This is a genomic window from Candidatus Protochlamydia sp. W-9 (genome assembly GCF_001950615.1).
GTDB classification, from domain to species: Bacteria; Chlamydiota; Chlamydiia; order Chlamydiales; family Parachlamydiaceae; genus Protochlamydia; species Protochlamydia amoebophila.
Window position 1 is genome coordinate 1 of record NZ_BCPZ01000081.1, and the last position, 12,193, is coordinate 12,193.

The window sequence follows — 12,193 nt, forward strand, 5'->3', positions numbered from 1 at the left end:
GGAAAATGCATTTTTACATTTGAAGCGCTGGAGAGGAATAGCGACCCGTTATGCAAAGAACACAGCCTCATTCTTGGCTGCAGTCCATATTAGATGTATTGCTATATGGGCGGAAGTCTCGTGACTACACTATCTAGTAAAATTAAAAGAACTTTTAAATTTTGCGCAACAATATCAATTAAATACTTTAAAAAATTATTTAGAGCTTACAGTTGTGAGTGCATTATTAAACCAGACTTCTCATTTAACGGAATTTGAAAAAATTTTAAACCATTTCTCAAATGAGATAGAAGCACTCAATTTTTCAAGGAATGTCTATTTGACTGATGCCCATCTCTTAACGTTAAAAAATTGTAAAAATTTAAAAGTGCTTTACCTTCAAGCGTGCCGCAACCTCACGGATGCTGGATTAGCCCATTTGATTCCCTTAGTGGCTTTAACACATTTAGATCTGCGTTGGTGCGACAATCTCACGGACGCTGGATTAGTCCATTTAAGACCTTTAGTGGCTTTAACGCATTTGGATCTGCGTTGGTGCGACAATCTCACGGACGCTGGATTAGTCCATTTAAGACCTTTAGTGGCTTTAACGCATTTGAATCTGAATGGGTGCGACAATCTCACGGATGCTGGATTAGCCCATTTGACTCCCTTAGTGGCTTTACAGCATTTAGATCTGAATGGGTGCGAAAATCTCACGGACGCTGGATTAGCGCATTTGAGGCCCTTAGAGGCTTTACAGCATTTAAATCTGAGTAAGTGCCGTAAGCTCACGGATGTTGGATTAGCCCATTTAAGGCCCTTAGTGACTTTACAGCATTTAGATCTGGATGGGTGCCGTCAACTCACGGACGCTGGATTAGCGCATTTGAGGCCCTTAGTGGCTTTACAGCATTTAAATCTGAGTAAGTGCAGTAAGCTCACGGGTGCTGGATTAGTCCATTTAAGACCTTTAGTGGCTTTAACGCATTTGGAACTGAGTTGGTGCACTGAGCTCACGGACGCTGGATTAGCGCATTTAAGACCCTTAGTGACTTTACAGCATTTAGATCTGAGTTGGTGCTATCATTTCACGGATGCTGAATTAGCGCATTTGACACCCTTAACCACTTTACAGCATTTAAATCTGAGTAAGTGCAGTAAGCTCACGGACGCTGGATTAGCCCATTTGACTCCCTTAGTGGCTTTACAGCATTTAGATCTGGAAGGATGCAGTAAGCTCACGGATGCAGGATTAGCGCATTTTAAAACCTTAGCAGTTTCACTCTATTTAAAACTTTAATAAAAAAAGAAACTTGACACCGAAAATAAGAGTTACCTGTCCTAAGAAAATAAAAGATGAAGTTTTATTAAAGTTGATTAAGTCTTATCCAGATAGCCTATTTAAGAGAGACCCCCGCTCATTTTGGTGTCACTATACAAGCAGTTTTTAGGCTTGTAAACGACAAAAATACTTTTAAAAAAGACGCTATTCTATCAAGAATAGGAAGGAAAAAGAACAAATTTCCAAAAAAATAGAAAATCTCAATAAAAAATAGGTGAAAGGAGAGTTAATCCTTACGTTTGTAGACATTTTGAAACTAAAAGATTCGCAAGTAAATCCAGAAATCAAAGCTTATATTTTACCTAATCAACTTACCTCAACAAATGTAACTTTAAGCCAATTTAAGGGCACATTTGAGAAAGTAGAAAAATTAGGCAGGATTGATTTTTCATAAATAAAATTCTTTCAAGTCGTTCTAAGTGCTTTTCAGTTTTTATCAATCATAAGATATTTCAATTAGTCGATTATTATGAATCGACAAAAGTTATGAAAATTTAGAAAAACAGCTGATTGTTGGATACAAATCACAGAGATTTGAATCATTTAGCCCCACTGAAGAAAGTTCAATAGGATTAAAAGAGCTTTTAAATTTTGCGCATTGATGTCAATTAACGCCAGTTTAATGTAAGGAACCCTCAAAAATATTCTAGGAGCTTAGCAGCTTCGATTTCTGTTTTTGAAAAGAACAGTCGAGGCTTGGATGGATTCAAGCAATAATTAGCAAGACCTGCCATCAGATTGCTAAGAAACTTCCATCGACTTCGGTGCCGATGATGTTCTATCTGACAGCTACTTTTCAACAGATGATTCACACTTTCAATCATAGCCCTCTTTTTTAGCATAAGTTTATCCACTAACGTGATCCATTTATTTTTCATCTTCTTCTTTACTTTTGTAAAAAGATGAATTCCTTTTTGCATTAGAGTATGAGCTAGTTTTTCTGAAATATCTCCTCTATCTGCGAACGCTTTTCCTTTCATTCCTTCTATCATTTCTGGAACGGTTTTGCGATCATCCATATTGTCAGTTGTCAACTTAAATGCGACAATTTCTGCATGGTGATTAATCACAAGATGGAGCTTAAACCCAAAGAACCAACCGATGGTTGTTTTTTTCCACTTAGCGTGGCTTTTTAAAGACACAATGGGAAGAGGCACGTTTGACGCGGGCAAACCGTTAAGACTGTAGAGTCTATCAATAAAATCCCTTCACAGATCCCTTGATGTTCTTGGATCAAGCAAAACATAGAAAAAAATGCTTCAAAGGTGAGTTGAACAAATCTTGAGTACCCAACAAGAGGAGAGAATAAATATTTTAAAGTTGTTTTTACATGGTTTAAGTAGAAGTATTTAAATGTTCTATCATTGGAACGATGAAAGAGAAGCAAAATCGTTAGCACTTCACTTAAAGGTCTTCTAAAAAGTTTTTTGCGGATTTTTCTTTTCGTATACTCCATTTGTTTTTGGGTACATATTTGGTGAAATTGATTAGAAAAATCATCCACAAGACAAAATAGTTTGATCATCTCTATCTCGTTCATTTTGGCCTCTTTCCTTAGTTTTTGTTCAGGGAAACAAAATCTTCTAACAAAAAGAGGCCTTTTTTTAACAAAGATCCCTCAAAAGATAGCCAGAAGATAGCTTACGTTAAACTGACGTTAAACTTAATACGTAAATTGTAAAAAGAAATAGAGGGTAAAGTTTTTTTAAATGCCTTCTTTAACTAATTTTCGCGATTAAAAAATTCGGATAAACTTTGATAAAGCTAAGTCTAATCAATAAAATTGTTTTGCTTACTGAGGCATTAGCCAACTAGTCAAAGATTTTGATTTCTCTTTTAGAATTTAAAAAATTGCTGTGGATTTATTTTAGGATGCGGGTTGGAACTGATCTAGCAATTTGTAGAGATAATTAACCCAAACATAGCTTTCGTCTACTATTTGTTTTAAGAATAATTGCCAACCAAAAAAGACAATTGCTAAAGCAAGGAGTGATTTAAGAGGCATTCCTAAAAAGGTGATTTGAACTTGAGGTGCCAATCGGTTGGCTATCCCTAAGAAAAAGTCCGTCATCAGGATCATGATTAAAGCAGGAGCCGCTAGCTGGGTGCTCAAGATCATGACTTTTCCCACTATTTTCATAACATCAATGACAATATTTGAATTCATTGTAAAAAATTTGGCTGTTAGAAATTTATCGGGAGGTAAAATTGAATAGGATTGAGAAATAATATCTAAAATCATGAAAGGACCATCGATCATAAAAAAGAGATAAATCAAAACGAGATTAAAAAGTGTTCCCAAAGGGGAGGATTGATTTTGCAACGTCGGATCATTAATCATTAAACTAGATCCTCCTCTTTGATGGTCAATTAAAATTCCACAGTTTTGCACGATGATAAAGGGTATACTGATAAGGTATCCTAATAACAGCCCTACAAACAGTTCTTTAAAAAAATAAAGAACAAGTAAAAGATTAAATGTGATGGGTGTCGTTGTAACAAAAATAAGTTGAGGTAAAAAAATTACAAAAAAAGAAATCGCTAGCGCAATTTTAACGGGGTGAGGGAGAACTCGGGCTCCAAAAAAGGGAGCAAGGGCAATAATTGGCAACATACGACCAAAAAAAAGAAATAGCAAAGAAAAAAAAGCCAGCGGGTCATAAACAGAAAAAGCCGTGTTGATATAAAGTGTCACGTAGTCATCGGTCATGACGGCTCATATCCTGAAAATTGAAAAGATTCTGATGCTTTAACGAGCACTTTGGACACTCCATTGAGGAAAATTAACAAAGATGTCATTGGCAAAAGACATGATTTGGGCTCCAAGCCATCCCCCAAGAAACATTAAAGTTAACGTTACGGCAACTAGTTTAATTGTAAAGGATAAGGTTTGCTCTTGAATTTGCGTGGCAGCCTGAAAGATAGCCACAATAATTCCAAAAAACATACTCACTAATATAGGAGGAGCAGATAAAATCAGAATCAATAGCATCCCTTGGTAAGCAAGTTGAACCACTTGGCTTTGAAACATAAATTTTTACTCCGCTATTGAAATGTTTTGACTAAGCCTTCGATGAGGATGGTCCAACCATCTAACATCACAAGTAAAAAGAGCTTTAAAGGCATTGAAATTGTCACAGGTGATAGCATCATCATTCCCATCGCCAGTAGAATATTTGAGGTGACAAGATCGATTACAAAAAATGGGATATAAATTAACACACCAATTTCAAAAGCATCTTTCAATTGTCCTGTTATGTAGGAAGGAACAAGAACAATAAAATCATCGGGTTTTAAAGTTTCACGATAATCTTCAGGCAAACCTCTATATACCAACCTGTAAAATAAAGCTTGATGGCGAGAAGAACTATTTCGTTTTAGGTATTCTTTCATGGGTCCGCTGGCTGCAGAAGCAACCTCGATCACATAAGTAGAAGAGCCTGGGGAAAGAAAAGATTCGGGTACGTTTGGTTGATTGATAGCAGTTTGTGCAGCATCATACATTTTTATTGCTGTGGGATACATGATGAATAAACTCAATAAAAATGCCACACCATTGATAATTTGGTTAGGAGGTGCTTGTTGAACACCTAAAGCTGTTCTTAATAAAGACAACACCACAACAATTTTTAAAAATGAAGTTAATATCATGATAATGAAGGGAAGGAGCGAAAGCAAAGATAGTAAAACAGCTTGCGTAATCAATGAGGGTCGTTTTAATTCACTAATTTGTGCCTCTGTGGCCTGATAAGCCTTTTGTTCGTCAGTTAGCGGAGTTGGTTTTTCTGGTTTGTAAGCAGGGCGTGGAACAGGTTTTAAGGGGCGCGGCGGCGTTCTGACACTTGTTGTAGACCTTTCTGAAGAATTTGGAATTGTTGATTGAGTTGTACTTGTCGTTGGAGAAGTAGAATTGGAATTAGTTTGCGAATAAACAGTATCTGGTGCTAGCCCAAATAAGACAAGAAGCCCTAGCAAACAAAGAAGGGATTTAAAGGAAATGTGTTTATATTTATACATGGAAAATACCTTAACTACTTTGTGCGGGAGGTTCTATTGGAGATTGTTCTACAGGAATTTTGACTAAACTTTCAAAAGCTTTTTCTAAAACCTGCCAACGATGATCTAGCTGAGCATTAATAATTCCTATTTCGGTTTCAATAATGCATCCACCGGGCTTGACGTCATCTCTGGGACGAATAGATAAACTTTCTAAACTCTCAAAAATTTCTTTTAAGCGGGGTTTGTTTTTATCTAAAATATCGAGGTCTTTTTTATTAACATAGATAGTTGCGTGTTTGTGTTGGGTAACGGCTTTTAAATTATTTGCTACAATATCTAAAATAATGTCAGAAGAAAGTTCAATTTCTTTACTCACGATTTTTTTGGCTGCTTTCAATGCAACAGGAAGAACGAGTTGTTGTAATTCTTTGTGAACTTTTTCAATTTCCTTTTCCAGTTTGACTAAATGTTCAGCCCACTTTTTGAATCCCTCTTCATAGCCTGAATTTTCTGCGTGTTCTTTAATTTCTTCGCATTCTTTAGCAATTTGCAATCGATATTTTTCGGCGTCTTCTTTAATGTGTTCTAAAACACTTGAGGCATCCGCAAGTTTAGAAAAAGATTCGCTTGGGATAATTTTTGTTTTGGGGGCTGCGTGAATCTGTTCCCCATAAATTAAGGTGAAAAACTTTTTACTCACATGGACTCACTTTTAAAAAAATTCATAAGATTGATGACTTGTCCTTTTAAAAAAGGAGTAACCTTATCAATACTTTCTTTTTGATAAGCATTCAAGATAAGCTTTCCTCTACCCGTATCCAAGGTATGAGCGAGATACCAAATAAAATCAGGATGTTGCCCACATAAAGCTTTGCTTAAACGGAAAAGGCCTCTTTGATGGATAATACGTTTAAGTTTAGTACAATCTTTCAGAGAAGGGTCTATGCCAAGTTTAGGAACTGATAAAACTTCTTTTTGATGCAAACAAACTTTTAGGTAATAGAATTGTTTTGGAGTCAAACAGGCATAAATATTTTTTAGATGATTTTTATCTACAATATGTCGAACTTCGACGGCAAGATCGTGTAAACCCAAAAAATCAATTAAAAGTGTCAATTTATCTTTATTCCAGGTTCCAAGCTCTGATAAATCTGTCTCAGGGAGATAATCATAGGGGAGACGTTCATCAGCTTTTAAAAAGCTATAAAGTTGATTGATGATAAATGTTTTAACGGGTTCTGATAGGGTAAGGGATTGCGCGTTTTGGAGGCCTAACGCTTGTTCACTTGTTAAAGCTGCTTTAACTAAAGGATATAGGCGTTCAGGAAAATTTTCAAGAAGGGGGACGATCCATGAATAATGCATTCTTCTCAACAAATTTTGAGGTTGATAAAGAAGAGGGTTTAAATCAGTAGAACGAATTGTTTGGCTTTGCAAAGCCTGAGCTTCTTCTGTGGAAAGATATTTTAATAATATATCTCCCCCTTTGAGATGGTATCGGTTGATGAAAATACGCATCATCATCCAGCCTCTTTTATCCATAACAATCCTTTAATCAATGAAACGCTTAGGTTTCATCAACTCCTTGATTTAGGGTGTTATCTTCTGTCTCTTTTTTATTAGATTGCTCATTTTTTTGTTTTTCTGAAGGTTCTGATTCGATGGCATCATTCTTTTTCACCTCATTTAAAAGAATAGGGTGAAATGATAACAATTCTTTAAAACCACCAGCTTCTTTCAAGACTGGAAGAAATTTCCAGAGGAGCCAAATGAGTGTTAATAACAAAACAACCAAAGATATGGTGAAGGAGAAGAAAATTATTCTAAAGCGTGATAAAGAGTCTTTTGCCAAAATAATTGACCAAACATTCACGTATTGTCTATCATCTTCTCCAAGATTACCCATTATTCCTAAGGCAGAATCTCCGTAACGGGCTTTATCACCAATGACAGTGACATAATCATAATCTAAACCATTAACACTGCCAGCAACTAAACGTTTTATACGTGTAATTAGGTGGGCATTAGGATCATCTAAAACACCATTATGTTTGACGTAAACGGAAGCTGTGATTTTTTGTTTAGGTGCATTTGGATTGAGTGGATCTTCATCAGGAAAAGAAATTTGAACATCAGCATCTAATACACCATCGATTTTTCTGATGGTACTTGCGATTTGTTCGGCAAGCCCAGCTTGATAGCGGATTTTTTCCTGCATGCCTGAAGGAACTAGAGAGGTATTAGCAAAAATACCAAGTAAGTTTTGTCCTCGTCTTCTTGGTAATCCAACTTGATTTAATAAAGCCATCGCTTCATTGGCTTGCCCTTCTTCTACACTGATATTCCATAGAACCCCTTTTCCAGCACCACCACCTTCGGAAACTGCTTGAACTTTATTGGCATTGATTCCTTTATTGGATAGAAAAACGAGTATTTCGTTAGCTTCTTTTTCTTCTAATCCATTTACAATGACGCGTCTTGATTCACAGCTTGTGACCAACCCCATGAGAGTGATTAATAAGAAGAATTGACGAATAAAATAATACAAATTTGTTTGTGAAAAAGTATTTTTGGTAGTCATGAACCGCTCTGGATTAAGCTTATTTTTGAGAGATAATTTTAACCAGATCCTAGCAGAATAATGAATTTAGCTATAGATCTTCTAAGCAAAACAATGAAAATTTCTAAAGATTCGAGGGTTAAATAGATTTTGGAGTTCCAGAAATACACTTTTTTCAAATCATTTTGCAATAAAATTTGATAATTTTAGGCAAAATTCAGATGAATAATAAATAGCCAAGATAAAAAAGAGGCCGGATAATCCGGCCTCTGAAGCTGAAAACTCAATTATTTCAAACGATTAAGCTTTAATTTTAATGTCTACCCCAGCAGGGAGAGTCAATGTTTTTAAAGCATCAATTGTTTTACTCGTAGGATTGAGAATATCGATTAAGCGACGGTGCGTACGAATCTCAAATTGCTCGCGAGATTTACGGTCAATGTTTGGAGAACGGAGAACCGTAAATTTTTCACAGCTTGTAGGGAGAGGAATTGGGCCTGCTATTGCAGCACCAGTTCTCTTGGCTGTCTCGACAATGTCACCTGTTGAACGATCTAGCAGACGTTGATCATAACCTTTCAGTCTGATGCGAATTTTTTGTCTTGCTGATTTAGGCTGCTTTTCTTGTTTTGCCATAAATAACCTTAAAACTCTTACTTCTTAATAATTTCTTCCTGAATTTTCGATGGAACACGCTCAAAGTGGCTAGGTTCCATTACGTAGGTAGCACGCCCAGAAGAGAGCGAACGCAGCAATGTCGAATAACCAAACATTTCACTCAAAGGAACTTCAGCGTGAATAATCACAGCTCCTTTATGGTTTTCTTGACCAACAATTTGTCCACGACGACGATTCAAGTCACCGATAACATCTCCCATGTGAGCTTCTGGAGTTGTTACATCAACTTTCATAATAGGCTCTAAAATCACAGGTTTACACTTGCGAGCCGCTTCTTTTAAAGCCATCGATCCGCAAATTTTAAACGCCATTTCGTTAGAGTCAACATCGTGGTAAGATCCAAAGACAATATCAACAAGAACATCGACCAAATTAAAGCCGGCAAGAACCCCTGTTGATAATCCTTCCTCGATCCCTTTAATTGTTGGTGCAATATATTCTCTTGGAATGACACCACCCACAATTTTACTGACGACCTCGTTTCCTTTTCCTTTTTCATTAGGACGGATTTCGAGCTCGACATGCGCATATTGTCCGCGACCACCTGACTGTTTGACAAACTTAGTTTGGCTGCTACCAGGTATAGTAATTGTTTCTTTGTAGGCTACTTGTGGTTTACCAACATTAGCTTCAACGTTGAATTCACGTTTCATACGATCGTGCAAAATTTCTAAGTGAAGTTCACCCATTCCGGCGATAATTGTTTGACCTGTTTCTTCATCTGTTGTGACTCTAAAAGTAGGGTCCTCAATTGATAATGAAGATAAAGCCATTGCAAGTTTTTCCCGATCTCCTTTAGATTTTGGCTCAATAGCCATTGAAATTACAGGTTCAGGAAACTCCATTTTTTCAAGCAAAATAGGTCTTTTTGACGTACAAAGAGTATCTCCTGTCGTTGCCTTTTTCAAACCGATACAAGCAGCGATATCACCCGTGTGAAATTCATCTTTTTCTTCTCGTTTATTCGCGTGCATTTCAAGAAGGCGAGAAATTCTTTCTTCTTCACCTTTTGTGGTGTTAAGTAAAGACGTTCCTTTTGTCAAAGTACCGCTGTAAATACGAATGTAAGTTAAACGGCCGACATAAGGATCCGTCATAATCTTAAATGCTAAAGCAGCAAGCGGCTGTTCATCATCTGGTGTTAAGAGAATTTCTTCATCCGTATTTAGGTCGTGAGCTTTGATTTGACCTCTGTCTAAAGGTGAGGGCATCCAAGCGACGACTGCATCTAAAAGCTGTTGAACCCCTTTATTTTTGAAAGCTGAACCGCACAAGACTGGATTGAACTTGTTTTGGCAAACGCCTTTACGAATCGCAGCGTTAATTTCATCTTCTGTTAAAACATCAGGGTTTTCTAGCACTTTTTGCATGAAGTCTTCATCATCTTCGTCAAGTGTAGCGAGTTCCTCTAAAAGTTCGGCTCTCATCTTTTTACATTTTTCAAGGAGATCAGCTGGAATGTCTGTTTCATCCCAATCTGCTCCGAGAGTTTCGTCGTGAAAAAGATAAGCCTTCATTTTTACAAGATCAACCATTCCTTTGAAATCAGCTTCTGCACCGATTGGGCACTGAACCGGAATAGCATTTGCATGTAATTTTTCACGCATTGTTTTAACCGCATCAAAAAAATCTGCACCCATACGATCCATTTTATTAACAAATGCAATACGTGGAACACAGTATTTATCAGCTTGACGCCAAACTGTTTCTGATTGGGGCTCTACACCGGAAACAGAGCAGAAAAGCGCAACAGATCCATCTAAAACGCGTAATGACCGTTCAACTTCAATTGTAAAGTCAACGTGTCCAGGCGTGTCGATAATATTGATTTTTGCGTCTTTCCAAAAAACGGTTGTGGCTGCGGAAGTAATTGTGATTCCACGCTCTTGTTCTTGAGCCATCCAGTCCATGGTTGCAGCACCTTCATGAACTTCACCGATTTTATGTGAACGTCCACTGTAATAAAGGATACGTTCTGTAGTTGTCGTTTTACCAGCATCGATGTGAGCCATGATCCCGATATTACGCAAATTTTTAAGATGCTCTTTAGCAGATCTTGCCATGTAGTCTCCTTATTACCACTTATAGTGGGCGTAAGCTTTATTCGCTTCAGCCATGCGGTGGGTGTCATCTTTCTTCTTAATTGTCGTACCTTGGTTGTTATAGCAATCGCTAAGTTCAGAAGCTAAAGCATCTTCCATAGAACGGCCTGCTTTTCCTCTAGAATGTCCGATAATCCACCGCATAGCCATCGATGAACGACGGTTAGCAGGAATTTCGATAGGTACTTGATATGTGGCTCCCCCAATACGGCGAGATTTAACTTCTAAGGAAGGTTTAGCATTTTCTAGAGCTTGTTCAAATGCTTCGAGAGGATTTTCTGCTTTTACTCTCTTCGAAAATTTTTCTATAGCATTATAAACAATGCGACGGGCAGTCGACTTTTTACCACTTTCCATCACTTTATTAATAAATTTTGACAAAACTGTACTGCCGTATAACGGATCAGGTTCTGTCGGTCGTTTTTCTGCACTGTGTCTTCTTGACATGATTTCCTCAAAAAATGAGCGATTAAATCTAATTTGATAATAGAAGATCTCGTTGATTCACCTGGAATCAGGGATCTTAATCCCTTAACACCTGCGCGTGATTGGCGTTTATGTAGCAAAAACGCTAATCGCGAACCAGGATATTCATTGATGCAATATCCTAATGTTACTTCTTACTCTTGGGACGTTTTGCCCCATACTTGGATCTTCCTTGTTTACGGTCTTTAACAGCCGCACAGTCTAATGCACCACGTACAATATGATAACGCACCCCTGGTAAATCTTTTACACGACCACCACGTACGAGAACAATGCTGTGTTCTTGGAGATTATGTCCTTCCCCTCCAATGTAAGCAATAACTTCTTGACCGGTAGAAAGGCGTACCCATGCTACTTTACGTAAAGCAGAGTTTGGTTTTTTTGGAGTTTTTGTTTTTACTTGCAAGCACACACCACGTCGTTGTGGACACTTTTGGAGTGCAGGTGACTTGCTTCGTCGCTTTTTCGGAGCACGTGGCTGACGAATGAGCTGTTGAATTGTCGGCATGTTTGCCTTCTCCTGATAATAGGTTAATAAAATCCCTCATTAAAAATCACTTTAATAAGAGATACCCATTAAGTATAGAAAACTAAATGATTTTTGACAAAGATAAAGAATGATAATCGATGGAATTGAAAATTAGCTTTTTATTCGTTCAAGCATGGATGAAATTCTAAAAATTTCTTTATGCCTTGATCGTTGTTGTGATGAACTTAAAAGAGAACTCTCATTTTTTTTTCTACTTTTATAGCTATCGCTGCTTGCCTTGCTTTGTTTACGCTCTCTTGAGTTGTTTCAGGTATAGATGGACCGATATACTCTATGATTGCAACAATAAGAGAAGTAAATATTCCTCCCACATTTCCATAGATCCTAGGGTATTACTTTTTAAAGTTCCGTTAATAATTATTGTGAATAGGATTAAGTAGCATGAATAGAATTAAGCTTGATAAAATAGAAAGACATGGCTATCAATTCAATTTTTCCTTAATTATATAAAAGTTAAAAAATTATAAAAATAGAATATATAATAAATATATATT

12 protein-coding genes and 2 pseudogenes are annotated in these 12,193 nt (G+C 37.0%); 2 read left to right on the forward strand and 12 right to left on the reverse strand.

All coding sequences use genetic code 11. From position 1 onward, the window contains the following. A pseudogene (locus BU804_RS11835) lies at nucleotides 1-124 on the forward strand (IS5/IS1182 family transposase); the annotation flags it as partial. Nucleotides 125-133: 9 nt separating this feature from the next. Continuing rightward, a pseudogene (locus tag BU804_RS02125) lies at nucleotides 134-1,282 on the forward strand (hypothetical protein); the annotation flags it as partial. Nucleotides 1,283-1,959: 677 nt separating this feature from the next. Here BU804_RS02125 and BU804_RS02130 read toward each other — a convergent pair. The 12 genes from BU804_RS02130 to rpsL form a co-directional block, all read right to left on the reverse strand. Further along, nucleotides 1,960-2,496 (reverse strand): IS982 family transposase, encoded by a 537-nt coding sequence (locus tag BU804_RS02130; protein ID WP_226996108.1) that lies wholly within the window; start codon nucleotides 2,494-2,496, stop codon nucleotides 1,960-1,962. Next, nucleotides 2,457-2,864, reverse strand: a complete 408-nt coding sequence (locus BU804_RS12530) for a hypothetical protein (RefSeq protein WP_143298913.1) — start codon at nucleotides 2,862-2,864, stop codon at nucleotides 2,457-2,459. The genes BU804_RS02130 and BU804_RS12530 overlap by 40 nt, the downstream gene beginning before the upstream one ends. Before the next feature lie 327 nt (nucleotides 2,865-3,191). Continuing rightward, nucleotides 3,192-4,034, reverse strand: coding sequence for an EscT/YscT/HrcT family type III secretion system export apparatus protein (locus BU804_RS02135; RefSeq protein WP_075882797.1), 843 nt, complete (start codon nucleotides 4,032-4,034; stop codon nucleotides 3,192-3,194). A 39-nt stretch (nucleotides 4,035-4,073) separates the two neighbouring features. Continuing rightward, complete coding sequence (gene sctS, locus BU804_RS02140) at nucleotides 4,074-4,355, reverse strand: type III secretion system export apparatus subunit SctS (RefSeq protein ID WP_039356202.1); 282 nt, start codon at nucleotides 4,353-4,355, stop codon at nucleotides 4,074-4,076. 14 nt (nucleotides 4,356-4,369) lie between these two features. Next, the gene (gene sctR, locus BU804_RS02145) at nucleotides 4,370-5,341 is read right to left on the reverse strand and encodes a type III secretion system export apparatus subunit SctR (protein WP_075882798.1); all 972 of its coding nucleotides are present in this window, start codon (nucleotides 5,339-5,341) and stop codon (nucleotides 4,370-4,372) included. A gap of 10 nt (nucleotides 5,342-5,351) precedes the next feature. Next, complete coding sequence (locus BU804_RS02150; RefSeq protein ID WP_011174753.1) at nucleotides 5,352-6,023, reverse strand: HrpE/YscL family type III secretion apparatus protein; 672 nt, start codon at nucleotides 6,021-6,023, stop codon at nucleotides 5,352-5,354. Then, nucleotides 6,020-6,865, reverse strand: coding sequence for a hypothetical protein (locus tag BU804_RS02155; RefSeq protein WP_075882799.1), 846 nt, complete (start codon nucleotides 6,863-6,865; stop codon nucleotides 6,020-6,022). The genes BU804_RS02150 and BU804_RS02155 overlap by 4 nt, the downstream gene beginning before the upstream one ends. Nucleotides 6,866-6,890: 25 nt before the next feature. Further along, nucleotides 6,891-7,904 carry a type III secretion system inner membrane ring lipoprotein SctJ gene (gene sctJ / locus BU804_RS02160; RefSeq protein WP_075882800.1) on the reverse strand — a complete coding sequence of 338 codons (1,014 nt, stop codon included), beginning with the start codon at nucleotides 7,902-7,904 and terminating at the stop codon, nucleotides 6,891-6,893. A gap of 279 nt (nucleotides 7,905-8,183) precedes the next feature. Next, the gene (gene rpsJ / locus BU804_RS02165; RefSeq protein WP_011174756.1) at nucleotides 8,184-8,519 is read right to left on the reverse strand and encodes a 30S ribosomal protein S10; all 336 of its coding nucleotides are present in this window, start codon (nucleotides 8,517-8,519) and stop codon (nucleotides 8,184-8,186) included. 17 nt (nucleotides 8,520-8,536) lie between these two features. Further along, nucleotides 8,537-10,624 (reverse strand): elongation factor G, encoded by a 2,088-nt coding sequence (fusA, locus tag BU804_RS02170; protein ID WP_075882801.1) that lies wholly within the window; start codon nucleotides 10,622-10,624, stop codon nucleotides 8,537-8,539. Nucleotides 10,625-10,636: 12 nt separating this feature from the next. Continuing rightward, nucleotides 10,637-11,110: a 30S ribosomal protein S7 gene (rpsG, locus tag BU804_RS02175; protein WP_039356213.1), complete on the reverse strand. Its 474-nt coding sequence runs from the start codon at nucleotides 11,108-11,110 to the stop codon at nucleotides 10,637-10,639. A gap of 166 nt (nucleotides 11,111-11,276) precedes the next feature. Continuing rightward, complete coding sequence (gene rpsL / locus BU804_RS02180) at nucleotides 11,277-11,657, reverse strand: 30S ribosomal protein S12 (RefSeq protein WP_011174759.1); 381 nt, start codon at nucleotides 11,655-11,657, stop codon at nucleotides 11,277-11,279. Nucleotides 11,658-12,193 lie beyond the last annotated feature (536 nt).

Bases quoted from the DNA above. Each gene is read 5' to 3' on its own strand.
- fusA (WP_075882801.1), bottom strand. From the start codon at position 10,624: ATGGCAAGATCTGCTAAAGAGCATCTTAAAAATTTGCGTAATATCGGG.
- sctJ (WP_075882800.1), bottom strand. From the start codon at position 7,904: ATGACTACCAAAAATACTTTTTCACAAACAAATTTGTATTATTTTATT.
- BU804_RS02135 (WP_075882797.1), bottom strand. From the start codon at position 4,034: ATGACCGATGACTACGTGACACTTTATATCAACACGGCTTTTTCTGTT.
- BU804_RS02155 (WP_075882799.1), bottom strand. From the start codon at position 6,865: ATGGATAAAAGAGGCTGGATGATGATGCGTATTTTCATCAACCGATAC.
- sctS (WP_039356202.1), bottom strand. From the start codon at position 4,355: ATGTTTCAAAGCCAAGTGGTTCAACTTGCTTACCAAGGGATGCTATTG.
- rpsL (WP_011174759.1), bottom strand. From the start codon at position 11,657: ATGCCGACAATTCAACAGCTCATTCGTCAGCCACGTGCTCCGAAAAAG.
- BU804_RS12530 (WP_143298913.1), bottom strand. From the start codon at position 2,864: ATGAACGAGATAGAGATGATCAAACTATTTTGTCTTGTGGATGATTTT.
- rpsJ (WP_011174756.1), bottom strand. From the start codon at position 8,519: ATGGCAAAACAAGAAAAGCAGCCTAAATCAGCAAGACAAAAAATTCGC.
- sctR (WP_075882798.1), bottom strand. From the start codon at position 5,341: ATGTATAAATATAAACACATTTCCTTTAAATCCCTTCTTTGTTTGCTA.
- rpsG (WP_039356213.1), bottom strand. From the start codon at position 11,110: ATGTCAAGAAGACACAGTGCAGAAAAACGACCGACAGAACCTGATCCG.